The sequence below is a fragment of the Agarivorans sp. TSD2052 genome, from assembly GCF_023238625.1.
Taxonomy (GTDB): Bacteria; Pseudomonadota; Gammaproteobacteria; order Enterobacterales; family Celerinatantimonadaceae; genus Agarivorans.
Genome location: NZ_CP096670.1, coordinates 2563699 through 2589997 on the forward strand (window position 1 = coordinate 2563699; position 26299 = coordinate 2589997).

Below are 26299 nucleotides of genomic sequence, written 5' to 3' on the forward strand. Positions count from 1 at the left end.
ACCAAGGTACAGAGCCCCCCGTGTGGGGCACAGGATGCTATAACAATGGTATTGAAGCGGGTGATACCCAGACTAGCTTCCATGAGTTAAAAACCTCTTACGGCAACCATTAGTACTGGGTAAGTCCAATGTGGCACTATTCGCAGGCTACGGCCTGCTAGTAGTGCTGCCAAAAGCCTCTGCGTGCAGAAAGTAGAAAACACTTCTCTCTTGAGCGACAAAATACTCAACAAGCTAATCGCTAGCCGGTTTCGCGTTCGTTATCCCGATTAATATTTATTTATCTAAAGGGATAACCAGTAAGTCTACCGACACGTTATTCACCAACTCATGATGTTTAGAAGCTAAGCGATGCCAAAAACTATGCTCGTGACCACAAACGATCAAATCAGCCTCAATGTGCTTAATGGTGTTATCTAAACTTACACTCAAATCCCCGTGCATAACCAACTGGTTTTCGATTGGGTAGTCAGTGTCTGAGACAAGGGCTTTGAGTTGGTTGGCAAATTCTTTAAGGCTCGGATGCAAGGGCTCTATTGCCGCAAGGTCGAGATCAATCAATCCACTAAAAGCGGCATCATAGGCTGTCTCATCAACATAAATCAGCGACAATTTTGCGTGTAGGGCGTCAGCTAACAAAATAGCTTTGTCGATTAATTTCCTGCTATTCGGCGATAAATCAATGGCGACTAAAATATGACGATAGCTCATGAGGTGCTCCTCGTTTGTTTATTTAATCACTATAAGTTTAGTACTAACCAACAATAAAAGATCTGCTTGTTGCGCCAGTTTTAGTTTTTTTCAGAACAGTTTGACTTGGGTCAGTATTTACCACCGACATTGTATCCACTTTTTCTCATATCAATCACTTGAGCAGTGTCTGACATACCTTCACACAGGATGGTTATAGTCATTGTGTTACCTAGCACTTCGATACGGCAAGAGAACGCTTCACCTGGGGTCATATCATTCATTCTGTAAGCGCTTAGTTAACCCGGAGTAAGTGTCAATTTGCTTAGCCAAATGACTAAACTAAGCTAATTGACGTTAAGTGATAATAGCGATACTTATATGGCAGCTTGTAGGCGGGCTACAGGGCGGTCATTTATAGGAAAGTGAATCAAGGCCGCACATAAAGCCAATATCACCGTAGACCACCAAATTGGCTCATAAGAGCCATAATAATCGTAAATTCTGCCGCCAACCCAAGCCCCTAAAAAGCTGCCCACTTGATGGGTAAAGAAAACCAAACCATACAAGGTAGCGAGGTAACGCGCCCCAAATATCTGACGAACCAAGCCCGAGGTCAACGGCACCGTGCCTAACCAGCAAAAACCAATGGCTGCACCGAAAGCAATAGCCGAGTATTCTGTAATCGGTAAACTAACAAATCCGGCAATCACTAACGCACGGAAAAAGTATAAGGCTGACATCACATGACGCTTATTAAATTTATCGCCCATCATGCCCCAAAAATACGAGCCAAAAATATTGAAAACCCCCACATAGGCCAGCGCCATCGCGGCACTAGACACAGGCAAATTTTTATCCGCTAAGTAGCTAGGCAAATGGGTAGCTATAAACATGACATGAAAACCGCAAACAAAAAAACCGGCATGAATTAACCAGTAACCTTGATGAGAAAAAGCTTCTTTTAAGGCTTCGGCTAAGGTTTGTTGAGCAGTCACCTGTATTTGCGGCGTTGCTGGCTTATCAGGTTTCATAAACAATACAAAAGCCACGATAAAAGCACATAACATGGCAAATACCTGCATGGCAGTTTGCCAGTCAAACTGCTGCAATAAGGTTTGCGCGCCAGGTATCATAGCAAACATACCAAAGGAACCTGCTGCCGTAGTTAAGCCAAAAGCTTTACTGGCATGCTCGGCGGGTACAACCTTGGCCACCGCCCCCAGGATGATGACATAACTGGTGGCACTCAATCCAAGCCCCACCAAAGCGCCTAAGGATAAATACAATATACTTGGCGTGGTCGCGATAGAGGTTAAGCCTAAGCCTAGTGCGTAGGCAATAGCTCCAACAATGATGATCCGTTTGGCTCCCCATCTATCTGATGCCATACCGACAAAAGGCTGAAATACACCAAATAGTAAGTTTTGCAGTGCAATGGTGAAACTAAACAGCTCTCGCCCGGTTTGAAAGTGTTCAGAGATGGGTATCATAAAAATACCAAACGATTGCCGGATCCCTAAACTGACAATTAGTATCCCAATGCCAAGCCAAACCAATACTGGAAAACGAAAAATACTCATGCAATGCTCTTAATGATGGTGGTGAGAATCATGGTTAGCTGACTCTGCGGTTTGCTGGTGACAGCCGCTATTTATTGCTTGCTCGGCAAGCAGGTCTAACAAGGGTTGATAATGGTGTACAGCGCTTAAGCTTAAAACTAATAAAAGGGTTATTCTGAGCAGCTCACCAAACATAGATTGTGAAAACATACCGCACTTCTAAGGGAAATAAGGGCCGGCATACTAGATAATTGGCAAGGGCGAATCAAATGACGATATGTAAGGTAGCTTATGATTTTTATGCATATATACGAACTGATTGGAATAGTGCGTGATAGCCAACAATGAAGCCAATCACTTTAACTGCGTTGCTTAGGCTCAATTTAGGAGAGCTTATTGCTGCTTGAGCGTTGTGTTAACTATATGCCCTAGCGAAAAAACAGCTTGCTTAGCGAGATTCTTTTGTGGGAAAACATTTGCTAACATTACGCGATTTTTTTTAACAGGGATATGAGTTGTGCTCGGAAATCGTTTTGACAATATTAATCTCAAAGGTGATCTCTTTGGCGGTGTAACCACTGCTATTATCTCTTTACCCTTAGCTCTCGCCTTTGGTGTTGCCTCTGGTGCGGGTGCTGAGGCAGGCCTTTGGGGCGCGATAATGGTGGGCTTTTTTGCTGCCTTGTTCGGCGGTTCAAACACCCTTATCTCTGAACCCACCGGCCCAATGACCGTTATCATGACAGCGGTACTAACCAGTATGATGGCTAAGTATCCAGAAACGGGTATGGCGATGTCATTTACGGTGGTAATGATGGCAGGGGCTTTTCAAGTACTATTGGGCACCCTAAAACTGGGCAAATACGTCACTTTAATGCCTTATAGCGTAATTTCAGGTTTCATGTCTGGAATTGGCGTGATCTTAATCATTTTGCAATTGTCTCCCCTACTCGGTCACTCAGCACCCGCTGGTGGAGTAGTAGGCACACTGTCAGCGCTACCAGAAACCTTAGAAAACATCGATTTTAGTGAGCTATTTTTAGGCTTACTGACCTTAGCAGTATTGTTTTATTTCCCTAAAAAATATAGAAAATACGTGCCTGCACAACTGGTAGCATTAGTGGCCGTTACCCTGATATCGGTATTTTTATTTGATAGCGAAAGTATTCGCCGTATCGGTGAAATTCCGGCTGGTTTGCCTTCATTAGTGCTACCTCATTTTAATGCTGAGATGTTTACCACCATGGTGATTGATGCCTTAGTATTAGGTACTTTAGGCTGTATAGATACCCTGCTTACCGCCGTTATTGGAGATTCCTTAACCCGAAAAGAGCACGATTCAGATAAAGAGCTACGCGGCCAAGGCTTAGCCAACATGATTTCTGGTCTATTCGGTGCGTTACCTGGAGCGGGTGCTACCATGGGCACCGTCACCAATATTCAGGTGGGTGCGCGCTCCCCCATTTCGGGCATGGTGCGTGCATTGGTACTGGCGTTAGTGGTACTGGTGGCGGGTGGGCTTACCGAACCTATCCCTATGGCAGTATTAGCCGGCATCGCTGTTTACGTGGGTTTCAACATTCTAGATTGGAGCTTTATTCAACGCGCTCACAAAGTCAGCATCCAAGGCATGGCCATCATGTATGGGGTGATGTTACTGACCGTTTTTGTTGACCTCATTGCCGCTGTTGGACTAGGTGTATTTATTTCTAATATCATCATCATTGAGAAGCTAAGCAGAGAGCAAGCCCGCCAAGTGAAGGCGATCAGTGATGCAGATGAAAATGATGTTCCTCTCACCGACAGTGAGCGGGCACTGTTAGATCAAGCTGACGGTAAGGTGTTGTTTTTCTACTTGTCTGGGCCAATGATCTTTAGTGTATCAAAAGCGATATCGCGCCAACACTCTAGCATTGCTGATTACCAAGTAATGATCTTAGATTTAACCGACGTGCCAATGATCGATGTCACCGTAGGCTTGGCGCTAGAAAATGCGATTAAAGATGCCCAAGATGCTCATTGTGAAGTTTTACTGCTGTGTCCAAACACCCAAACACGCCAACAATTAGAAAAATTTAATATCTTGGAATTAATCTCAGACGACAATGTTTACTCGTTTAGAGAGCAAGCTTTGCAAGCCGCTCTTAAACATGTAGCGACTGAAATCAAGCCATTGAGTGTGAGTTAGGTTTGTAAACATGTCCCTGTGACTCTAACAGGCTGGCAACACGTGAATTAAGCTTAACTGACTAAATCATTAAGCTTAATTCAATGCTTGTTTTACTCACTTTTCACTTGCAGATTAGCTTGGTTCACAACTGTGATAATTGACTCACTTCGATACTCTCTTCCCCGCCCCACTCTTTCCCCTGAGATAGAACTCACTCGGTAGATTAAGCCTAGAGCGAAAATCAGCCATGTTTACACTTCTTTACTCCTGTTTACCTTGCTTTATATAGGCCCGCGTATACTTAATACTTAGAGAAGAGTGAGGCCCATCATGAGAAAATTTAAGATAACTGCAGCGCTGCTTATAGCAGTAATTACAGGCATGTGGTTTCACGCAGAGGCCCATTTATTGCCTTACGATAACTTCTTCCAATGGCGTGCCGCTTTTGTCCAGTATAGCGGGATGATTGCGGTTACTTTAATGAGCCTTACCATGCTGCTGGCCTTACGTTTGCCGTTAATTGAACAATTTACCCACGGCTTAGATAAATCCTACCGCTTACACAAATGGACCGGTATCGCAGCTGTATCAACTGGTGCCGTTCACTGGCTCATCGCCATTGTGCCTAAGTACTTAGTGGGGGCTGGCCTACTAGAGCGCCCCATTAAGGGTGGCGGCCCCAATAACCCTGATTCCTTTTATGCCCTCATTAAACCACTACGAGGTTTAGCCGAGCAGCTAGGGGAATTGGCCTTTTACACCTTGGTGGTTTTATCTATTGTCGCTGTTGTCGGCCTTATTCGCTATAAAGGCTTTAAGCTCTCTCATAAGCTCATGTCAGTTGCGTTTTTAGTGATCGCTTTCCACTCGGCAATACTGATTAAACACAGTTATTGGCCCTACCCGATTACCTACTTTTGTTTAACGCTGATAGCCGCCGGCAGCCTTGCCGCAGTTTACAGCTTATTGGGGCGTATTGGTAAATCCAAACACTACCTTGCTAAGGTCGCCAGTTTTAACTTTTCGGCGCAAAATAAAGTCGTAGATCTACAGCTTAATGTGCCTCGTTGGCGTGGTCATCACAGTGGTCAATTTGCTTTTGTGCAATTCCCTGGTGAAGAACCTCATCCATTTACTATTGCGTCAGCCTATTCAGAAAGTGGCAATATGCGCTTTATGATTAAAGAGTTGGGTGACTTTACCTCAACCCTAAAAAATACGCTTAGCATCGGCCAAGCGGTAAAAGTTGAAGGGCCTTACGGCTGTTTTAATTTTAGCGACCCTGATCCACAACTATGGTTAGCCGGAGGAATTGGCATTGCCGCCTTTAAGGCCATCTTGGAGGAGCGTCAATCCTCAATGAATAATGTTAAAACTGACTTGTATTACTGCACCGATACGCCAGATGAACTGCTTATTGACGAGCTTCAGCAGCAAGCTGTTAACGCCAATGTTACGCTTACCATTGTCGATAAACAGGAACCTTTATTGTGCGTTGAAACATTGCAGCAACAGATCAATTATTTACTCACACGCAAAATATGGTTCTGTGGGCCGGTTCAGTTCTCTGCCGCAATCAAGCGAGATTTGAGCAAACAAGGTTACAACTTAGCACACTACCATGAAGAGCTATTTGAAATGCGCTAAACGCCTATACTAGCCACAATGGCTAAGCTAGGGACTGAATTGTCATCAATATACTGAGAGTTTATCTAAGATCTAGAACAATTCAGTTTCCACCTAAACCTTTAACAAGTACTAGAGCTATAAACACAGGTCCATTTTATTTGGGCCCTAAAGGAAAGCACCGAGTAACTACAGTAAAACAACATACATTAGTTAGTTTTTTGTGGTAGCAAGCGCAGATTAAGCTCGCTCCTTCTTAGCTTAGAAGATAACGTTGTAGAGGAAACCAGCGCTTATTGCCATACTCAAAATCACCATCAAAAAAGCCACAATCATTGGGTTTTTAAAAATAGATTTGAGTAAAATAACTTCGGTTAAGCTGGCGCCAGCACTACCAATAATCAGAGCCATCACCGCGCCTAAACTCATGCCTTTTGCCGCTAATGCTGCGCTTAAAGGAATCACCGCTTCAGCACGAAGATACAAGGGGATACCAATCACCGCCGCCACAGGTATTGCCAAAGGATTATCATCATTGGCAAATTTAGCGACGAACTCGCTTGGCATAAAACCATAAATAAGAGAGCCCACTGCAATACCACCAAGCAGGTAAGGTAATACTTTCTTAAAATCGCCCCACGTACTATTCCAAATAAGTTGCCACTTGCTTGGTGTCGTTATGGTATTAGCGCCACACGTCGAGCCTGCACAGCTTTTTTCTGGGCTAAGATAAGCCTCGGCTTTGACATATTTTTCGAAACCTAGTTTCTCTAAACTGTATCCGGCAACCACTGAAACACCCATCGCGATGACAAAATAGAACACGCTCACCGTTAGGCCGAACGTTACCGCAAACAAACCAATAATGATGGGGTTTAGTAAGGGGCTGGCAAACAAAAACACCATCATGGTGCCAAAGCCCGCCTTCGCTCTAAGTAAGCCTTTTAAAAAAGGAATGGTAGAGCACGAACAAAATGGTGTAATCGCCCCCAGAAAACCAGCCACCAAATAACCACTGCCATTTTTTCCACTCAGTATGCGTTGGATTTTTTCTGGAGAGATGTAGTGCTGCAGTACTCCCACTAAGTAACTAATTGCTAAAAACAACACGCTTAGCTCTAGTGCCAAGAAAGCAAACATGTTTAGTGCTTGCATAACCATTTCGCTATTTATAAATAACATTTCAAATAAACCCATATTTCTAGAATATTCGAAATATAAAGGCAGCGGCTAGAATGATCAAGTTATTTCTAGTAATATCGAAATATATAAATAAGCGGAGCCTAAAATGAATACCGACACAATTGCTAAAGCCCTTAAGGAATTAGGTCACCCTACTCGTTTAAATGTTTTTCGACGAGTGGTTAAAGCTGGCCATGCAGGTATCGCAGTGGGTGGCCTGCAAGAGCAGTTATCGATACCTGGCTCTACTTTATCTCACCATATAGCCGGTTTAGTGTCTGCAGGCTTATTATCGCAAAGGCGCGAGGGCCGAACCTTATTTTGCATAGCCGAGTTCGATAAGTTACAAACAGTGATTAGCTTTTTACAAGATGAATGCTGTGCCGACGAACAACTAGAGCAAGGGTAACTACCTCTAAAACTTTCGGTAAAGAGCTTTATAAGCGCTCATTAGCCGCGATATCCGAGACTAAATACCCCGCCCTCTATCGCCGAGTTATAACCGATGCCAAATATAAGATGCTTGGTCGGCGCATAACGTAAACCGATTTCACCGCCCCACCTTTTGTCTGTATCAGTATGCCACTCGGCTTCACAGTCGGTGCAAAATAGCGTAATGCCATCGGTGTATTGTTGCGTGTCTTCAAGCAAGGCCCCACCACCGTAAACACTAATATCATTAGATAAACTGTAACTAAGTCCAATCCGTAGCATGGTTAAATCACGCTGACCTTGTGCGGGGGCGTCTAATGGCAGGCTTTGTTGTTTAGATTTTGCATAACCCAGATAGTAGCCCCAGCGAGAGTAGTTTTTATCATAGTGGTTTACCGCAATGGTAATCCCCAACATATCATCAGTGGCTTGCTGATAATCGATAAAGGCGGCCGCCCAAGGGATGGTTGTAGCCGTGCTGGCTTTAGGTTGAGTGCTAAACAATAAAAACGTAGCGACTAATAAAAAAGAAATGAACCTAGATTTACGACTAATGATTGGAAAAAACAACACCTGAAACACCTTTAAACCTTTATTTTATTACCTCCTTGTATGTTTTTAAGTGAGCTAATAGTCTCATTATTTGTGCTAAATTGAAACAAGCCATCAGCAGCAATTAGCGATAGCGCCTGCCGCTTAGGGTGGTTTTAAACACAGTCATTTCTTTAGCTATTTACGCTCTAATATGGGCTGCATAAGACACATTTACAAGATGGCTATTGTTGAGTGATTTAGCGATTTCCCCTTGCATTATTCATCTATAGTTATGCTGATTGAATCTAGTTAAGCTATTGATTAAATTGCTAAGTTGACTATGCTGAACAGAATAGATAATGAGAGGATTTAGCGATGTTCCAATTAACGGGCCGTAAAGTAGTTATTTTTGCCTTAATATTTTTAATCATTAATTACATTGTTGCCGTTATCTGGAGCTCCGAACCTGAGCGCATCGACATCAAGCTATACTCGCAAGAACAGGCGGTAGCTGATGGGCAAGAGATGGTGACAGGCTATGCGACGACTACCGCTTTGGCTTTTGTGGCTCAAACCCTATTAGATAAACCAGGCGGTTATCTCAGTAATGACAAAATGCCGCCCAGTGTATTCATGGACAACATGCCTAGCTGGGAACTAGGCGCGTTAAACCAGGTACGTGATTTATCGCTGGTTATGCGTAAAGACTTTAGTCGCTCTCAAGCTCAATCAGTTGAGCATGCTCAGCTAAAAATAGCCCAACCCAAGTTTAACATTGACCACACTAGTTGGCAGTTACCCAGCGCAGAGGGCGAATACCAAGAAGCGATCAAGGCCCTATTAGAGTATCGCCGCCAACTCGCTGACCCTACCGATCCCAATGCTCAATTTTATGCCAGGGCCGATAACTTAGTGACTTGGTTAAACGAGGTGCAATCTCGGCTTGGCGGTATGTCTCAAAAGCTATCCGCATCCGTAGGCCGTGAGCGACTAAATACCAGCTTAGTTGGTGAGGAAGGCGCTGAGCAGTCGACATTTACGCCTTCAGAAACCATGGTAAAAACTTCTTGGTGGAAGATTGACGATGTATTTTATGAAGCTCGTGGCGAGGCTTGGGCGCTATTGCACTTCTTCCAAGCGGTTGAAGTAGATTTTAAAGGGGTGTTAGAGAAGAAAAACGCCACCATTGCGGTTCGCCAAATTGTCCGTGAATTAGAGGCTACCCAAGAACCGATTTGGAGTCCGATGATTTTGAATGGTACAGGCTTTGGTTTAGTTGCAAACCATTCTTTGGTGATGGCTAACTATATATCTAGAGCTAATGCCGCCATCATTAACTTAAATAACTTGCTTACCAATGGTTAGGCTCCTTAGCCGTTGATGGTTTTAAAACACCAATTGCAACGCTCAACCGTTACGAATAAATACCCACAACAAAAGCAGCGTTGATTCGCTGCTTTTGTCGATTTACACTGCCCTAACTTTTCTTTTTGGATATAACGCTCATGGACAAGCAACAAGCAATTGAAGCGGCCACTTTCAGGCGCTTACTAGAACACCTAGACCAACACAAAGAAGTGCAAAATATTGAACTGATGAATTTGGCTGATTTCTGCCGTAATTGTTTAGCTAAATGGATGGTAAGCGCTGCCGAAGAGCAGGGTGAAACATTAAGCTATGAACAAGCTCGCGAAAAAGTCTACGGAATGCCCTACTCACAATGGAAAGAGCATCACCAATTGCCCGCTACCGACGAGCAAATGGCCATATTCAAAGCAAAAGAAGCCGCTAAATCCAAATAAGCAACGGAACGAACAAACCCTAAAACTTGAGCTGCAATGAGCGCATTACTCATCCGGTCCGTATAGTTAACTAAACCAACGATGATTGAGGTGAGTAGATGCCAAAATCAATATGGATTAAAAGCAAGGCTGGCAACAACGCCAAAACCCTGGTGTTGGCAGGTTCATTGCTCGCGTTGCTGGCTGTTAGCACACTTTATGTGCCTGCGGTGTTGGTATCGATTGTTGCTTCAATGCTGTTTTTTCTCGCTTATTTGGGGATCCGAGTAGGCGTAGAAAAACTGTTACAACCGGTTTACTCAGTGGTGCTTTGTTATGACCATTTGCAGTTTCACCATCGTTATGGCGGCTGGTGTTTGCCTTGGGACAAACTTCAAAGGATCGATATACCGCGCTTACATGACGGTTTAAATTGGCATGATATGAACTACGTAGGATTGCGCTTAAACGATCCTGATTACCTACTGGACAGTTTATCACCTCGCCTATCAGCCCATTTACTCACCGAGCAACGTGCAGCCTTACTGGCATCACTAAGACGCAGTTGCCAACATTGCCAAGATAGTCATGTGAGTGACCATTTGATTGAAGACGACTATTTTAAGTCTGCCAGTGGCAAAATTTATACCGGGCTTACCGGCATGTTTGCCAATCGCATGAAAAAACTACGTGAGTTAACCGGCTACGATTTATTAATTGACCAAACCATTTTAGATAGAGAAGCAGAAGATTTTGTGGCTCTGGTACGCAACTACAAAAATAGTGCGATAAGTCATCATTAGATAACATGTCTAGTGATACAGCGAGGCATTTTAACCTACTAATACCTAGGTTTATCACTACCTTCAACAGTGCGCAGCAATTTCAATGTCCACATATATTGTTCTGGTGAGCGCAAAATGAGTTTCTCTACTTCTTGATTCATACGCAAGGTATCGTTAGCAACGTCGTTGCTTGGGAAGTCTTGCATTGGTGGGTGAATATACAATTTAACTTTATGTGACTCGCTGTCATACCCAGCATAGATAGGCACCACCTTAGCACCACTCAACTTAGTCATCTTCCCTAGCACGGGCAAGGTGGCTTTTTGAGTAGCAAACAATGGTGTCATTAGGCTGGCTTCAGGGCCAAAGTCTTCATCTGGTAGGTAGATACAGCCAAAACCCGCTCGTACAGCCTTAATCAAGGTTTTAATACCCGCATCTCGCTCAAAAATAACGCCACCAAATCGGGTGCGTTGTTTCGCCATCGCCCAATCAACAATCGGGTCACCGGTTTTCTTGAACATGGTGCACATATCATGGCCACGAGTACAAAAGTAAGTGCCCAAAAAGTCCACTGGGTAGGTATGTGGCAACAAAATAATAAAGCGTTCGTTGTTATCTAGCAGCTTGTTAATATTGTCTTCACCGTCAACCACTATTCTGTCTTGCAAGTAGCGTTTAGAACGAACGGTCATTTCGCCCGCCCCCAAAATAAGCTGAGCAAAAATCTGCATGTTTTTCAGCATGACCTGCTCACGCTGGTAGGCGCTCATCTCTGGAAAGCATAACTCTAAATTAGTATCTGCAATAGCCCGGCGCTTTTTTAGGGCCTTTAAGTTAAAGATTTTATTAGCAATAGCTACTGCGATCCGATCGCGAATTTTAACCGGAACAAACGCAAACAAAATAATTAGACCGCCGAGTAGCCAAGAGCCCCAGTATTTAGGGGCTAACCAAGCCTTTGAGAAAGGAATAGAAAATGCTTGAGACTCAAACTTAGACATAGCGATAGAACACAACCCACATAGATATTTTTAAACTGCGCGTCAGTTTACTGGCCTTAGCAGGTAAAGCAAGTCTGCACGCCAAGCACCTCATAATATTGAATGGGTTGCATCAAGGTTAGACGAAACAAAATGGTCTAACTGCGGTGCCATTAGTAGTGGTTCATCTTGCCATAGAATCGCTTTACGCATTTTTGATCGCGCATCTTGCACCTGTGGTTCAAACTCTTTAGAGCTAATCCAATGCTCACGGCTTGGCCATTGCGAATATGATATCCAAGTACCATCAGACGCTTTGTGTAAGCGCGAACCTAAAGCCCCGCATTTATCGATATTAAAGTGAATGATTTCCGACCATCCCTCTTTAAAAGACTGAAGATGTTCTTCATTTAATTTCCAACGAAATAACACTACGTACATCGGCACACTCCTTAACGCTTAATACATCTCTAACTATGGTGTCAGCGAGTCAAAAAACACAAGTTGACTAAGTAAACTCTGCTACACAGTTATCAATTAATTGACTTAACTCAGTTTTTCGCTGGTCACTGGCATAACTTGCCTGCACAGCCGTAGTACTTAAATCGGCTATTTGCTGTATATTCCAATCAAAGGTATCAGCACAAGCTTGCAAGTTGTCTAACAAATACCCACCAAAATAAGCGGGGTCATCAGAGTTAATCGTTACCGCCAAACCATGTTGCAACATTTTGGGTAATGGATGGTCAGCCAACTGCTTTACTACTTTTAGTTTTACGTTACTAAACGGACAAACGGTCAATGGCATTTTGGCAGTTGCCAACTGTTTCACTAGCTCAAGATCTTCTAAACAACGAACGCCATGATCGATCCTAGATACATCGAGTAGCTTCCAAGCATTAGTGACATTACTGGCAGGCCCTTCTTCTCCAGCATGCGCTACACGTTGTAATCCAAGAGTTTTAGCCATGGCAAAGACTTGCTGAAATTTTTCAGGGGGGTGCCCTTGTTCACTGGAGTCTAAACCCACGCCAATAATATGCTGCAAATGCGGTTTACAAGCGTTTAAGGTGTCAATGGCAGATTGTTGTGATAAATGACGTAAGAAACACAGTATATACTCACAGGTAATACCATATTGTTGCTTGGCCTGTTGTTTAGCCCTGACTAAGCCGCTAATAACATTAGCAAGCGCTACCCCTCGTTCGGTATGAGTTTGCGGGTCAAAGAATACTTCACAATGTAATACGTTATCACGTTGGCACGTTTCGAAATAAGCCCAAGCCAAATCATAGAAATCTTGCTCTGTTTGCAGTACTTCAGCCCCTTGATAATAGAGGTCTAAAAACTCCTGCAAGTTACTAAATTGGTAAGCCTGTTTAAGGGCATCTACCGATGGATAAGGTAAAACTATATTGTTGCGCTCTGCCAACTTAAACATTAACTCAGGCTCTAAACTACCTTCTATATGTAAGTGAAGTTCAACTTTAGGTATTTTTTTAATAAATTCGGACTTATTAGACATCAATTACTCCTTTTTCTTCTGAGCTTAACAAAGATTCTCACTATTGTTGCTGATAAGTTATTTTTTCCTAGCGCTTTTTGGGCACTCTACGTTACCCTAAATTAGTGATATTTCTGGTTCTAAGGAAGAATAATGAGTAAAGCAGTCATTTGTGACATTGATGGAGTGTTGTTACACGACAACCAGTTAATCGACGGAGCCAAAGCATTTATCGAACGTCTACTGGCACAGAAGACCAAATTGGTAATTCTAACCAATTACCCAGCACAGACCCCACAAGACTTACAAAACCGCTTTCAAACTGCAGGGGTCGATATTCCAGAGAGTTGTTTCTATACCTCAGCGATGGCGACGGCTGATTTTTTGAAAAGACAAGATGGCAACAAAGCCTACGTGATTGGCGAAGGGGCTTTAATACACGAACTGTATAGTGCAGGTTTCACCATTACCGACATCAACCCTGACTTTGTAGTAGTAGGAGAAACCAAAAACTATAACTGGAATATGATTCAACATGCTGCCAAATTTGTTGCTCAAGGGGCACAATTTATTGCGACTAATCCAGACACCCACGGCCCCAACATGAGCCCAGCCTGCGGCTCTTTATGCGCCCCCATTGAAAGAATCACCGGTCGCCAGCCCTTCGTTGTAGGCAAACCTAGCGCTTGGATTATCCGCGCCGCATTAAACAAAATTGGCGCCCATGCTGAAGACACTGTCATTATTGGCGACAATCTGCGCACCGATATATTAGCGGGCTTTCAAGCTGGCTTAGAAACCATTCTAGTGCTGTCGGGGGTAAGTAGTGAACAAGACATCGATATGGTGCCATTTAGACCCAATTATATTTTTCCCAATGTGGCCGCTATCGACATCGTATAAATATAAAAACTAGGTAACAATGGATATCTCATTACTAATTACAATCACCTTTTTGGCGGGATTTCTCGCTCATTTGGCTCATTTACCGCCATTGATTGGCTTTTTAGCTGCAGGGTTTCTGCTGCGTGAAATAGGCTTTGAGCAAAACGAACTTATTTCTACCTGCGCTGACTTAGGCGTTACTTTGCTGCTCTTTACTGTAGGCTTAAAGCTCGACGTTAGAACCCTTTTCAAACGAGAAGTATGGGGAACAGCTACCGCGCATTTAGGTACCAACATGCTGCTATTTGTAGGCACCCTTTCAGCGGTAAAATGGTTTGGTATTAGCAGCATTAGTGAACTCTCCAGCAATGGTATTTTAGTACTCGCTTTTGCACTGTGTTTTTCAAGCACCGTATTCGCTGTAAAAGTATTAGAAGATAAAAGTGAAATGAATGCGCTGTATGGCCGAGTAGCCATCGGTGTATTGATTATGCAAGATATCTTCGCCGTGGTGTTCTTAGCAGCGACTACTGGCAAGCTCCCCACCATGTACGCCCCGCTGTTGTTAATTTTACTGCCATTAAGGCCACTGCTTTATCGTTTACTCAACCGAGTTGGCCATGGTGAGTTACAACTAGTTTTGGGGTTTTTCCTCACTTTTGTACTCGGCGCACAACTGTTCGATCTGGTCGGTTTAAAAGCTGATTTAGGGGCGCTAATGATAGGTATGTTGTTAGCCGGGCATCCCGCGGCGAGTGGTATGGCCAAAGCACTATTCAGCTTTAAAGAGCTCTTTTTGGTGGCTTTCTTCCTCTCCATCGGTCTATCGAGTGAACTGAGTGTAGAGTCGATTTATATAGCGTTATTTTTAGTTGGCTTACTGGTCGTAAAATCTACTTTCTATCTCCTCTATCTATTGATATTTAGATTACGTTCGCGCACGTCTTTTTTAGGCGCGATGAGTTTAGCAAACTACAGTGAGTTTGGATTAATTGTGACCGCGGTTGCGGTGCAGTTAGGATGGGTTGATGCCTCCTGGATGGCTACCTTAGCCCTCGCGGTGGCGATTAGTTTCTTAGTGGCAGCGCCCGTACATAAAAACGCTGACATCATTTACCAGTTTATTCGACCAGCGCTAAAACGCTTGCAGCGCAGTAAACTACACCTTGAAGATCAACCCATTGAACTTGGGCAAATGCAGGTAGTCATTTTGGGTATGGGCCGAATTGGTGAAGGCGCCTACGATATGCTGCAACAGTATTATCCTGACTTAGTGATTGGTATTGATACCGATTTAGAAAAAATTCAACATCAAATTGAAAGTGGTCGAGCGGTTATTCAAGGTGATGCCACAGATTCCGACTTTTGGGAAAAACTGGCCCCCTCTACCGACTTAAAATTAGTGTTGTTAGCCATGCCTCATCACCACGGTAATCAATACGCTTTAAAACAGCTGCAAAAAGGACCGTTTAATGCAAAAATTGCGGCAATCGCTCAGTTTGCAGATGACGCTGAAAAGCTAAAACGGCTTGGTGCAGATGAAGTGTTCAACTTATACAATGAAGCAGGTGCGGGTTTTGCCGATCACGTACATGCGCAGTTAATTGCTAACAATAAACCACCAGAATAAGGCCTAAATTTTACAGAAAGACTTATAAAAATAGCCAGTTTGTTAATAATTCATCGATTTCTGGCTTTTTTTAGCAAAAAATACCTTTCAGGGCTTGCAATAATTTCTGATCTTGGCAAATTGAAGGCAATATTTGGATAAATGGCGAAGTACCATTTGTTCGAGAGCAAACACAAAGTAGTTAAGGGAAGAGTATGTGTTCCATATTTGGAGTTCTAGACATTAAATCGGACCTCAGTGTATTGCGTAAGCAAGCACTAGAGATGTCAAAACGTTTACGCCACCGTGGCCCAGACTGGTCAGGTATTTACACTTCAAAAAATGCCATCTTAGTACATGAGCGTTTATCTATTGTTGACGTGAATACTGGCGCACAACCTCTTTATAATCCCGAGAAAACGCATGCTCTTGCTGTTAATGGCGAGATTTACAATCACAAAGACCTTAAAACTCAGTTAAATGTAGATTTTGAATTTCAGACAGAGTCTGATTGTGAAATCATTTTGGCCTTATACAAAGAAAAAGGCGTTGAGTTCTTAGACGACTTAAACGGCATTTTTGGTTTTTGTTTATACGATGCAGAAGAAGATGCTTACCTTATTGGTCGTGACCATATCGGTATTATTCCGCTATATACTGGTTACGACGAGCACGGTAACTTTTACGTTGCTTCAGAAATGAAAGCTCTTACACCTATCTGTAAAACCGTTAGTGAGTTCCCTCCAGGCCATTACTTATACAGTAAAAATGGCAGCGAGCCCGTTAAATACTATGAACGCGACTGGATGGATTACAGCAACGTAGAAAACAACGATGCTAGCGTGGAAGATGTAAAAGTTGCTTTAGAAGCAGCGGTTAAACGCCAACTAATGTGTGACGTACCTTACGGTGTATTGCTGTCTGGTGGTTTAGATTCTTCAGTCATTTCTGCTATTACTAAGATTTACGCGGACAAACGCATTGAAGACAACGACAACTCTGAAGCGTGGTGGCCACAGCTACACTCTTTTGCGGTTGGCCTTGTGGGTTCTCCAGACCTTATTGCAGCCAAAAAAGTGGCCGACCATTTAGGTACTGTTCACCACGAAATTCACTTCACGGTTCAAGAAGGCATCGACGCGCTTCAAGACGTTATCTACCACCTAGAGACCTACGACGTAACCACTATCCGTGCGTCTACTCCTATGTACTTAATGGCGCGTAAAATTAAAGCCATGGGTATCAAAATGGTATTGTCGGGTGAAGGCGCTGACGAAATATTCGGTGGCTACTTATACTTCCATAAAGCGCCAAATGCTAAAGAATTCCATGAGGAAACTTTACGTAAGCTTGAGAAGTTACACATGTTCGATTGTAACCGAGCTAACAAATCGCTTGCTGCTTGGGGCATTGAAGGCCGTGTACCATTCCTAGACAAAGAGTTTATGGATGTTGCCATGCGCATCAATCCTGAAGCGAAAATGTGTGCTGGCGATAAAATCGAAAAGCATATTGTTCGTGAAGCTTTTGAAGGTTACCTACCCGCTGAAGTGGCATGGCGTCAAAAAGAGCAGTTCTCTGACGGTGTTGGTTACTCGTGGATCGACAGTTTAAAAGAGTTAGTTGAACTGGAAGTATCTGATCAAGAATTAGCTAATGCGGCATTCCGCTTCCCAATTAATACTCCAGATACTAAAGAAGCTTACTACTACCGCAGCATGTTTGAAGAGCACTTCCCACAAGACTCGGCGGCAGAGTGTGTACCTCACGGTAAATCTGTAGCCTGTTCAACGCCTGAGGCGATTGCATGGGACGCCAGCTTTGCTAATAACGCCGATCCTTCTGGACGCGCGGTACTGTCAGTACACAACGAAGCCTACTAAACACTTTTTAGCTTGAACCACCGCTAAAAACAAAAAACCGATGCCGCAGCATCGGTTTTTTTATTGGCGAATTGAAGTGTATTACTGAATCATGCAGGCAACATAAGCGGCAGTAAAAGAAACTTCTTGAAAGGCTTTTAAGCCAGTTGCAGTAAACTCAACAGGCATGGGGTTATCTTTTAGTACTTGCTTAGATTGTGGTGCTGAGATCAGCTCAACCTTAAGGTCGGCAATCAGCTCAATGGCGGCTTCCATTTTAAAACCTACTGCCCCACCGGCAAATTTGCCTTTCATTGGTCGTTGCTTAATAGCAACCACTTCGACTTTGTAGTCACTCATAAGTTTAGTAAAAGCAAACTGAAATTCGCGAAGGTGCTGGGTACTATTAATATCAGTGAGCGTTAATCGTCGCACCCGGCAATCAGGTATTAAAAACAAGCCGTCTTCTAAGGTCAACAGGCTAACAATTACTTCGTTACTTTTTATTTCGACGCCACAAACTTTCATGATAAAACCCAAGTATAAAAAAATTAGTATAAAACATGCTGACAACAAAGCAGAGAGAACTTTTACCAAAGCGGCTAATTGTACAATCTAGTTATTGCGCAGCAAAACCGAACAACACTAGCCATGAATTTGGTTAAAAGCTTATTCTAATCACAAAATCCATTACGCTTTGAGTCTCGACCTTCACCCTGAACAATGCTCAAATTATGAGAAATCGTTGTATTAGCTGTCAGCCATTAAAAAAGACCGCTTAGCGGCCTTTTTTATCAGCATTAAGTATTGGTCAGATTAAAATGGCATTTTCATACCAGGAGGCATCTGCATACCACCTGTTACTTCAGCCATTTTTTCTTTGCTGGTTTCTTCGACTCTGCGCACTGCATCATTAACCGCAGCGGCCAACAAATCTTCGATCATATCTTTATCGTCTTCCATTAAACTATCGTCTAGCTCAACTCGGCGCACATTGTGGTTACCTAACATAACCACCTTAACAAGGCCTGCGCCAGCTTCACCGGTAACTTCCATTTTAGCGATATCTTCTTGAGCGCGCTGCATGCGATCTTGCATTTGCTGCGCCTGTTTCATTAGGTTACCCATTCCGCCTTTAAACATAACTACACTCTTCTCTTCTATTAGTTATAACAGCGACATTACATCGGTAATAATGTCGGAAATCAAGTTGTTCAGTGGTATTTCACGCTTTCTTTGTCTAATTCAGCCCCAAACTGTTGCTGAAGGATCTGTATATTCTGATCGCCGAGTAAACGTTGAACGGCTGCTTCGGTATTCTTAATATGAAGCAGCTGTTGTAACTCTAAAGGCGTCTTTTGTGCTAAGTCTTCACCGACTTCAATCCGCAATTCAACCTCGGTTTTTAAGCAAACTGAAAGTTGTTGTTTTAGCTCTGTCAGGGAACTTGGTTTAGGTAGATGGGATAAGTCTGGCTTTAGTAATAAGCCGACGTTAGTCCCATCAAAACTATAAAGGGAATTGATCGCAATCTGGCGAGCAATAGGGCCTAACTCCATATAATTTACCATTTCTGCCCAACGTTCATTTTCATCACTAGCTTGCGCTTGAAAACTTGGCTTTTCTGCGGCTTGCAGTGGCTCTTCAATAGAATGGCCAACACCATCGGCTATATTCGCTTGCGACGTCGAAGTCGCTAATCGATCAATATTTAGTGAGGCTTGCGCCCCTTCAGACTTTTTTTCGGATTTGCCCCGCCCTCTAAGCTGACTACGCAATTGCAATAACGACGCAGTATCTTCAATCGGCGTAGCCTGCTCAGGTGCGACTGAAGCGGCAGGGGCTGAAGCACTTTCAACATCCAAGGGCATATAGTCTACAGAGTAAGTGGGATCATGCTCTGCTTGCTCATCATCTCTGTCGGCTAATTGAGCATAATAACTATCATCAACTGGCGGCAGCTGCTCATTGAGTTCACTTGTCTGAGTGATTGACTGCTCGCTATTAGCAGAGCTAGCCGGTATTGAAGCGGCGGGTAACACAGCTTCGACTGGCGTGGTGTGAGGCTCGACTTTAGGTGCATCAACAATCGGTTTACTTTGTACCCGTTTGTCTGGCGATGATTGCTTATCATCTGCTCTAAGCTGAGTTTTCAACTTAGCAATACTTTGTTCTCTTTGGTTTTCCCGTTCGGCTTTATCTTGTTCTACAAGAGGAGTTTCATGAGTTGTTTGCGCAGGTTGGGGCTGCAACTGATAGCCTTGTTGAGTGGCCTGCTCTAATATCTCTTGCTGCTCCTTGACCAAGCTACTATCTTCAAGCTCCGCATTAGAGGGCGATGCGTTTATCGATGGTTCACCAACCAGCGCCGTTTCTGCGCTAACCGGTTGAAAAGCCAACATCCTTAATACGGTCATTTCAAAGCCGACTCTGGGATTAGGCGCATAAGCAAAATCACGTTTGCCTGTAATCACTATTTGATAAAGCAACTGCAATAACTGAGCATCTAATTGCTCAGCCAACATTTGAATAGTTTCATCTGATTGGCTAGCAGGTAAAACCTGCGCCATCGACACCTTATGAATAATTTCAGCTAGTTGCTGATGTAAGTACTCATAATCGGGAGCCAAGCTCGCTAGTTCAGATACTTTGCTAAATACCGACTCTGTTTGCCCTGCAACAACATGGCATAGCAGTTGTCGTAACTGATGGGGATCAAGCACCCCTAACATGTCTAGTACTTGCTGATATTCAAGTTGTTGGTTAGACAAAGCCAAAGCTTGGTCGGTAAGGCTCAAAGCATCGCGCATACTGCCATCAGCAGCATGGGCTAATGCGTTTAGTGCCGAAGGTTGATAGGCTCTTTGCTCTGCATCGAGAATGTGAGCCAATTGCTTGGAGATTTGATCTTCGTTTAACGCTTTTAAGTGAAACTGTAAACAGCGGGACAATACCGTTACCGGCAACTTTTGGGGATCAGTAGTAGCCAGTAGAAACTTAACATGTTCAGGTGGTTCTTCCAGCGTTTTAAGTAAAGCATTAAAACTATGGCGCGATAACATATGAACTTCGTCGATAAGGTAAACTTTGTAACGCCCTTTCGCTGGGCTGTACTGCACGTTATCTAATAGTTCACGGGTATCTTCAACTTTAGTTCGAGATGCGGCATCTATTTCTAATAAATCAACAAAATTACCTTGGTCAACTTCTATACAATTGCTACATTTTCCACAGGGCTGAGATGATACACCTTGCTCACAGTTTAAGCTCTTGGCGAACAAGCGCGCGATGGTAGTTTTCCCCACACCACGCGTACCACTAAACAAATAAGCGTGGTGCAGGCGCTGCTGGTCTAAAGAATTAATTAAGCCCGCAAGAACGTGTTGCTGTGCAACCACTTGTTGAAAGGTTTTTGGCCGCCATTTTCTTGCTAGTGCTTGGTAATTCATTAAATATAAAAGTCCTATTCGCCTTCAAACTCAACTAAATATGTTGATTCTACGCCCAAGGTCGTTAATTTTTGAGCGCCAGGTAAGTCTACCAAATTAATCACAAAAGCCGCGTAGTTTATTTCGCCACCTAGTTGACGAATCAATTTCACTGAAGCCTCAGCGGTACCGCCAGTGGCGATTAAATCATCTACTAAAAGCACCTTATCACCAGGCTTAATGGCGTCGGTATGAATTTCAAGGGTATCCATGCCGTATTCGAGCTCATAGCTTTCGCCAATCACTTGTCGCGGTAACTTTCCAGGTTTACGCACCGGTACAAAGCCAACACCTAAGGCTAAGGCAAGCGGGGCACCAAAAATAAACCCGCGAGCTTCAGTACCAACAATCTTAGTGATACCTAAGTCTTCAAAGCGCTGTTGCCATTCATGAATAACCAGAGCAAATGCTTTCGGATCTTCAATTAGGCTAGTGACATCTCTAAATAGGATTCCCTCTTTAGGGTAGTTAGGGATAGTTTTGATTGCACTTTTAATATATTCAAGGTTAGAGCTGCTCATACCGGCTTCCATTTTCCAAAAAAAACGCCCAATCGAGGTGGGCGCTATTTACAATCTTTAATTATCTCAGTTTATAGCGATAAAGCAACGAGCAGCTTCAAGCAAAAGAGAGGGATAATTAAGCTAAAATTTTAACTAGAGACAGGCTTAACGGCAAGGTTGGTATCAGTAAAGCCACTACAAAACCTAGGAAATAGAATACGTTATAACTTTCTTTAAACTGCTGGTCCATTTGGAAAACATCCTAAAACTAATTTCAATCAACATTGATCTAGATCAATTATACTAAACTATATAGCCAATAAATACCCACAAAAAAAGGGTGTTAACTTTAGGGTTTAGCAACGTAGTTTGCTCCATCTAACTAGAATATAGCTAGCGACTAACAGCCCAAACCGTTAGAATGGCGCCCTTTTCAGTGAAGGTTCGTTATGCGAGTTGTGTTAGCCCCAATGGAAGGTGTCGCAGACGCGTCTATGCGTCAGCTATTGTCTAGTTGTGGCGGATATGACTGGTGTGTCACTGAGTTTATTCGCGTCACCACAACCGCTTTACCGGACAAAGTTTTCTATAAGTATTGCCCCGAGTTATATCAAGACGGGTACATAGACAACATGACTCCTGTGCGAGTTCAGTTATTAGGTCAGCACCCGCAACCTATGGCCGAAAATGCCGCTCGCGCCATCGCGTTAGGCTCTCATGGGCTAGATTTGAATTTTGGTTGCCCAAGCAATACCGTTACTGGTAGTTGTGGCGGGGCTTCAATGTTAAAAGCTCCACAATCAATTTATGACGTGATAAAAGCCGTTCGCCAAGCAGTGCCCAAGCAACATACCGTGTCAGCCAAAATCCGCCTAGGTTGGGAAAACAAGGACGACTGTTTTGAGATTGTTCAAGCGGTTCAAGAAGCCGGCGCTGATGAATTAACCATTCACGCTCGAACTAAACTTGATGGTTACAAAGCCCCTGCTCACTGGCATTACATCAAAAAAGTGAGGCAACAGTTCTCTATCCCTATTATTGCCAATGGTGAAGTATGGAATAGAGAAAACTATTTGCAATGCCAAGCAGCAAGCGGCTGCGACGATGTAATGATTGGCCGAGGCGCTTTAACCATTCCGAACCTAGCCAAAGTAGTTCGCGGAGAAGAACAGCCCCTAGCGTGGCAGGCAGTAATTGCATTGCTTATTCGCTATTCGCAACATGAAATCACGAGTGAAAAAGCCAAATACTACCAAAGTCGGGTAAAGCAATGGCTGCGCTATTTAACGGGCTATTATCCTGAAGCAGACCAGCTATTTAGAACCATACGTAGCTTTAAAGATACGCCATCAATTATTAAAGCGATTAGGGAACAACAGGAAGACTAAGTGACCCTTTACCATTCATAGCAACTGATAAGAAGCCTCGTATCAAATATCCGTTTTCTGTAATAGATCAACAAAACCCTAATAAAAGTAGTTATATAACTTTATAGGCTGCTGGTTTGATTCACATCATATCCTGTCAGTTAGCTGGCTGTTTATACTGCAAACTCACTTATTATTTGGGCGTAGATGTGGAAATTAGAGATTATCAACTGCGATTAACGCAGCAATTAGAGCAGTTAAAGTCTGAAATAATCTCATTTTTAACTGCTTCTGAAAAAACCAGTTTGCAGTTAACCGCTGAGAAGCTGCAATCCCTGAGTAACGAACAGCTCATCGATCAGGCTTTAAAATTACAATTTTCAGAGTTAAATGCTCAGCTAAAACAATTGCAACGCGTAGACGCGGCTCTTTGCCAAGTAGATCTAGGCTTGTACGGACTGTGCAGTGATTGCGAGGAAGTTATTGAGATTGAGCGATTAAATAACGACCCTAGCACTCAACGTTGTCAGATTTGTAGTGATAAGCATCGACTCACCAAGCGGCGTGAAAGCTTTGCGCTTTAGCATGAATACTGCAGATACAAAAAGGCCACCTTTCGGTGGCCTTTTTACTTCTACTCGATAAAGTTAGAAGTTGTAACGAACACCCGCAGCTAGGCGGTTATCGTCGGTTTTAACACCAACAACGTCTTTTTCTTTGCTGTTACGGTATTCAGTATAAAGTAAGATATTATTCCAATCATACATTGCACCAACGTAACCTTCTTTAAGTTCACCTAAAGAATTAGCAGCTTTGTCATCTTGTACGTTCCAACCAGTGTAAAGCTGGAGACCCATGTCTAGTGTATAAGCAACTACACCTTCATGACCGATAGCTTTTTCTGAAACAGTTTCGCCATCAAAAGAAACGTGGTCTTTAAATTCACCGTAGGTTACTGCAGCGTAAATAGGACCTTGATTGTAAGTTGCAGCTAGAGCAGCTAGTTTTGCATCACCAGAATTGCCACCACTTGAGCGTTTTACATCACTCATTGCGTCAGCTGTACGGTTCATCTGGTGGTAGGTTGTACCAACATTAAGGCCGAAATCAAAGTCATAAGAAATAGCGCCCGAGTAGCTGTCTTTGCGGCCATTACTTTGATCTGCGAATTGGTATTGACCGCTTAAGTTAACACCACCGAAGCTGCCATTATATTGTAATGCGTCGTTTGCACGGCCTGTGCCAGCAACACCGTGGCCACCAGTAAGTTCACCATCAGAGTTAATGCCAGTTGCGCCATCGTAGATACCCATAGATGTGCCGCCGTATACCCAAAATACATCAGTATTACCTGCAACACTGTAGTAAGTAGACCACTGCTTACCGAAAGATAGTGAGCCATAATCATCGTGATCTAACGCTAAAAAGCCTAAACGATTGAAGAAAGGGTTACTGCTATCGCCATTTGGGTTGTCTAAACCATATTCCATGGTAGCGCGTGCAGCGAAGCCATTGGTTAATTCACGAGAGAAGTTTAGGTTAATACGCGATGAGTTGTCTTCTGCACGAGCGTCACGCTCTCCATCTTCATTCGCAGACTCAACCATAAGGTTAAGACGTCCGCCAATTGAGAATGCGTTTTCGCCGTCGTTGTAAATTTCTTGGGCGTTAGTTGCACCAGCTGCAAATAATGCTGGAATTGCGATTGCTAAAATTGTCTTATTCAATGTTCCACTGCCTATTTTGAGATTAATACATTATCTCTTCCATGATCCATTCTAATGTCCTGCGAATGGCTTCCTTAGCAGTAAAGTCCTTCTTACGGCCGACATATTTGCTGATAATCAGACTTAATTCAAGATTTTTCTACAAAAAAAGTGAACTTTTTGGTTTTATGCCGAACGCAATAAGCAATAAAGCAAAACTTTCATCTAATCAATGACTAGTAGATATAAGCAAAATGAATAAGTCGCTATCGGCAACAACTAAAAGTAAGTGACAACTCAAACAATAATTGGTGGGGCCATGAGAAACTAAATGAGAAAAACACACACAAAAAAGCTCGCCGAAGCGAGCTTATATATAATGTTTAAACACCAAAGATGTTTAACTCATTAAAACAACTTAGAAGTTGTATTGTACTGCAACAGTCCACTGGTTATCAGCATCTTCTAGACCGTCAACCAAGTACTCGCCCCAAACTTTCATGTTGCTGTTGAACTTGTAAGCAACACCTAGTTTAGCTGCATCAGCAGTATCACCTAAATCACTTAGGTCGCCTTTACCTTCTTGAGCTGCATAACCAGCGTAGATAGTAGTAGCGTTAATGTCGTAAGAAGCTACTAGGTCGTAACCTTGTAGTTTAGAACCGTCAAGGTCAGTACCTACGAAGGCAGCACCTAAGTATAGGTCTTCCCAAGAGTAAGAAGCTGAAAGAGCCATGTTCTTCTTGTCTGCTTCTTCAAATTTTTCTACGTGGTAACCACCGTAAACACCAAGACCGAAGTCAAAGTTGTAACCGATAGTAGCAGCGTAACCTGAATCTAGGTTACCAACTTCTACATATTCAGGATCTTCTGGGTTACCGATGCTGATAGAAAAGTCTGGACGACGGAACTGGTAAGATGCGCCAACGTAGAAACCACCGAACTCACCAGAGTAGATGATTTGACCTTCTTGACGGCCATCTTCAATTAGAGAGAAAGCTTCGTAACCGTAGGTGTTGAAGATATCAGTTGCTGCTACAGCTTGGTAGAAAGCAGTATCAGATTGACCGAATACTACAGTACCCGCATCATCAAATTCAAAACCAGCGTATAAGTGACGCGCAGTGAATTTAGTTGCGTTACTTGATTCTGAAGCTAATTGCCACTCACCTTTAGCAACACCAGATACGCCTGTAGCGATTACTGACTTAGCGTTAAAGCCCATACGCGCTGAACCAGTACCGTCTGTATTTTCGCCGCTGTCAGAAATATCAAACTGCATACGACCGTAAACATCTGCAGATACGCCGTCTGCGTCATATACTGTTGCAGCTTGAGCTGATGCTGCGAATAATGCTGGTATTGCTACCGCTAGAATAGTTTTTTTCATTTTTCCTGTGCCTTCTTAGCAATTAAACACTTGTTCCTTAAATTCCCTGTGCGACAGTGATTTCTCACTGTCTGGCCAATACATTATCAAGCTGAAAAATTATTGCAATAAAAAATTGAACTTTTATAAAATCACGTAAAACCCCGTATCTACGTGCATTTAAAGCGGTTAAACTATTCTTAGCGGTGATAACGGTGTGTATTCCCCAAAAAAACGTGATCCACCTCTAACAGCAGTAAA

The 26299-nt window shown here is 43.2% G+C and carries 25 protein-coding genes; 11 read left to right on the top strand and 14 right to left on the bottom strand.

The features are described 5' to 3' along the window. Nucleotides 1-276 precede the first annotated feature (276 nt). The 3 genes from M0C34_RS11615 to M0C34_RS11625 all read right to left on the bottom strand — a co-directional run bounded on the left by M0C34_RS11615 (nucleotide 277) and on the right by M0C34_RS11625 (nucleotide 2462). A complete protein-coding gene (locus tag M0C34_RS11615; RefSeq protein WP_248711848.1) occupies nucleotides 277-711 on the bottom strand; it encodes a universal stress protein in 435 nt (144 codons plus the stop codon). Nucleotides 712-1067: 356 nt separating this feature from the next. After that, nucleotides 1068-2273 (bottom strand): MFS transporter, encoded by a 1206-nt coding sequence (locus M0C34_RS11620; protein ID WP_248711849.1) that lies wholly within the window; start codon nucleotides 2271-2273, stop codon nucleotides 1068-1070. Between the two features lie 9 nt (nucleotides 2274-2282). Further along, a complete protein-coding gene (locus M0C34_RS11625) occupies nucleotides 2283-2462 on the bottom strand; it encodes a hypothetical protein (protein WP_248711850.1) in 180 nt (59 codons plus the stop codon). A gap of 307 nt (nucleotides 2463-2769) precedes the next feature. Here M0C34_RS11625 and M0C34_RS11630 point away from each other — a divergent pair, with 307 nt between their 5' ends. Both M0C34_RS11630 and M0C34_RS11635 read left to right on the top strand, forming a co-directional pair. Continuing rightward, nucleotides 2770-4440 (top strand): SulP family inorganic anion transporter, encoded by a 1671-nt coding sequence (locus M0C34_RS11630; protein ID WP_248711851.1) that lies wholly within the window; start codon nucleotides 2770-2772, stop codon nucleotides 4438-4440. Nucleotides 4441-4752: 312 nt separating this feature from the next. Next, on the top strand, nucleotides 4753-6069 hold the full coding sequence (locus M0C34_RS11635; protein WP_248711852.1) for a ferredoxin reductase family protein: 1317 nt from the start codon (nucleotides 4753-4755) through the stop codon (nucleotides 6067-6069). A gap of 240 nt (nucleotides 6070-6309) precedes the next feature. On the opposite strand, the gene M0C34_RS11640 is transcribed toward M0C34_RS11635, so the two are convergent. Then, nucleotides 6310-7230 (bottom strand): permease, encoded by a 921-nt coding sequence (locus M0C34_RS11640; RefSeq protein WP_248711853.1) that lies wholly within the window; start codon nucleotides 7228-7230, stop codon nucleotides 6310-6312. 106 nt (nucleotides 7231-7336) lie between these two features. On the opposite strand from M0C34_RS11640, the gene M0C34_RS11645 reads away from it, so the two are divergent. Beyond that, on the top strand, nucleotides 7337-7639 hold the full coding sequence (locus tag M0C34_RS11645) for an ArsR/SmtB family transcription factor (RefSeq protein ID WP_248711854.1): 303 nt from the start codon (nucleotides 7337-7339) through the stop codon (nucleotides 7637-7639). Nucleotides 7640-7680: 41 nt separating this feature from the next. Here M0C34_RS11645 and M0C34_RS11650 read toward each other — a convergent pair whose 3' ends face one another. Then, entirely contained in the window at nucleotides 7681-8235 is a 555-nt protein-coding gene (locus M0C34_RS11650; protein ID WP_248711855.1) for a porin family protein, read from the bottom strand. A 336-nt stretch (nucleotides 8236-8571) separates the two neighbouring features. Between M0C34_RS11650 and M0C34_RS11655 the strand changes: the two genes are divergently transcribed. The 3 genes from M0C34_RS11655 to M0C34_RS11665 all read left to right on the top strand — a co-directional run bounded on the left by M0C34_RS11655 (nucleotide 8572) and on the right by M0C34_RS11665 (nucleotide 10780). After that, a complete protein-coding gene (locus M0C34_RS11655; protein ID WP_248711856.1) occupies nucleotides 8572-9561 on the top strand; it encodes a DUF2333 family protein in 990 nt (329 codons plus the stop codon). 140 nt (nucleotides 9562-9701) lie between these two features. Continuing rightward, nucleotides 9702-9998, top strand: a complete 297-nt coding sequence (locus tag M0C34_RS11660) for a DUF1244 domain-containing protein (protein ID WP_248711857.1) — start codon at nucleotides 9702-9704, stop codon at nucleotides 9996-9998. Between the two features lie 98 nt (nucleotides 9999-10096). Beyond that, entirely contained in the window at nucleotides 10097-10780 is a 684-nt protein-coding gene (locus M0C34_RS11665; RefSeq protein ID WP_248711858.1) for a DUF2982 domain-containing protein, read from the top strand. Nucleotides 10781-10818: 38 nt separating this feature from the next. Here M0C34_RS11665 and lpxM read toward each other — a convergent pair whose 3' ends face one another. The 3 genes from lpxM to M0C34_RS11680 form a co-directional block, all read right to left on the bottom strand. Then, nucleotides 10819-11766 (bottom strand): lauroyl-Kdo(2)-lipid IV(A) myristoyltransferase, encoded by a 948-nt coding sequence (lpxM, locus tag M0C34_RS11670; protein ID WP_248711859.1) that lies wholly within the window; start codon nucleotides 11764-11766, stop codon nucleotides 10819-10821. Between the two features lie 90 nt (nucleotides 11767-11856). Further along, nucleotides 11857-12186: an antibiotic biosynthesis monooxygenase family protein gene (locus M0C34_RS11675; protein WP_248711860.1), complete on the bottom strand. Its 330-nt coding sequence runs from the start codon at nucleotides 12184-12186 to the stop codon at nucleotides 11857-11859. Nucleotides 12187-12253: 67 nt separating this feature from the next. After that, nucleotides 12254-13270, bottom strand: a complete 1017-nt coding sequence (locus M0C34_RS11680; RefSeq protein WP_248711861.1) for an adenosine deaminase — start codon at nucleotides 13268-13270, stop codon at nucleotides 12254-12256. A gap of 132 nt (nucleotides 13271-13402) precedes the next feature. Between M0C34_RS11680 and M0C34_RS11685 the strand changes: the two genes are divergently transcribed. From M0C34_RS11685 to asnB, 3 genes are all read left to right on the top strand, one after another. Further along, nucleotides 13403-14152: an HAD-IIA family hydrolase gene (locus tag M0C34_RS11685; RefSeq protein WP_305883127.1), complete on the top strand. Its 750-nt coding sequence runs from the start codon at nucleotides 13403-13405 to the stop codon at nucleotides 14150-14152. Between the two features lie 19 nt (nucleotides 14153-14171). Continuing rightward, the gene (locus M0C34_RS11690; RefSeq protein ID WP_248711862.1) at nucleotides 14172-15764 is read left to right on the top strand and encodes a cation:proton antiporter family protein; all 1593 of its coding nucleotides are present in this window, start codon (nucleotides 14172-14174) and stop codon (nucleotides 15762-15764) included. A 194-nt stretch (nucleotides 15765-15958) separates the two neighbouring features. Next, nucleotides 15959-17626, top strand: a complete 1668-nt coding sequence (gene asnB, locus M0C34_RS11695; protein ID WP_248711863.1) for an asparagine synthase B — start codon at nucleotides 15959-15961, stop codon at nucleotides 17624-17626. An 81-nt stretch (nucleotides 17627-17707) separates the two neighbouring features. Here asnB and M0C34_RS11700 read toward each other — a convergent pair whose 3' ends face one another. The 4 genes from M0C34_RS11700 to apt all read right to left on the bottom strand — a co-directional run bounded on the left by M0C34_RS11700 (nucleotide 17708) and on the right by apt (nucleotide 21614). Continuing rightward, the gene (locus M0C34_RS11700) at nucleotides 17708-18133 is read right to left on the bottom strand and encodes a DUF3010 family protein (RefSeq protein ID WP_248711864.1); all 426 of its coding nucleotides are present in this window, start codon (nucleotides 18131-18133) and stop codon (nucleotides 17708-17710) included. Between the two features lie 288 nt (nucleotides 18134-18421). Continuing rightward, complete coding sequence (locus tag M0C34_RS11705; protein ID WP_248711865.1) at nucleotides 18422-18748, bottom strand: YbaB/EbfC family nucleoid-associated protein; 327 nt, start codon at nucleotides 18746-18748, stop codon at nucleotides 18422-18424. Nucleotides 18749-18819: 71 nt separating this feature from the next. Then, nucleotides 18820-21054 carry a DNA polymerase III subunit gamma/tau gene (dnaX, locus tag M0C34_RS11710; RefSeq protein ID WP_248711866.1) on the bottom strand — a complete coding sequence of 745 codons (2235 nt, stop codon included), beginning with the start codon at nucleotides 21052-21054 and terminating at the stop codon, nucleotides 18820-18822. Nucleotides 21055-21068: 14 nt separating this feature from the next. Further along, nucleotides 21069-21614 carry an adenine phosphoribosyltransferase gene (gene apt, locus M0C34_RS11715; RefSeq protein WP_248711867.1) on the bottom strand — a complete coding sequence of 182 codons (546 nt, stop codon included), beginning with the start codon at nucleotides 21612-21614 and terminating at the stop codon, nucleotides 21069-21071. A gap of 431 nt (nucleotides 21615-22045) precedes the next feature. Between apt and M0C34_RS11720 the strand changes: the two genes are divergently transcribed. After that, complete coding sequence (locus M0C34_RS11720) at nucleotides 22046-22984, top strand: tRNA-dihydrouridine synthase (protein ID WP_248711868.1); 939 nt, start codon at nucleotides 22046-22048, stop codon at nucleotides 22982-22984. A 188-nt stretch (nucleotides 22985-23172) separates the two neighbouring features. Further along, the gene (locus M0C34_RS11725) at nucleotides 23173-23547 is read left to right on the top strand and encodes a TraR/DksA family transcriptional regulator (protein WP_248711869.1); all 375 of its coding nucleotides are present in this window, start codon (nucleotides 23173-23175) and stop codon (nucleotides 23545-23547) included. Nucleotides 23548-23610: 63 nt separating this feature from the next. Here M0C34_RS11725 and M0C34_RS11730 read toward each other — a convergent pair whose 3' ends face one another. Both M0C34_RS11730 and M0C34_RS11735 read right to left on the bottom strand, forming a co-directional pair. Further along, complete coding sequence (locus tag M0C34_RS11730) at nucleotides 23611-24690, bottom strand: porin (RefSeq protein ID WP_248711870.1); 1080 nt, start codon at nucleotides 24688-24690, stop codon at nucleotides 23611-23613. Between the two features lie 397 nt (nucleotides 24691-25087). Continuing rightward, a complete protein-coding gene (locus M0C34_RS11735; RefSeq protein ID WP_248711871.1) occupies nucleotides 25088-26059 on the bottom strand; it encodes a porin in 972 nt (323 codons plus the stop codon). Nucleotides 26060-26299 lie beyond the last annotated feature (240 nt).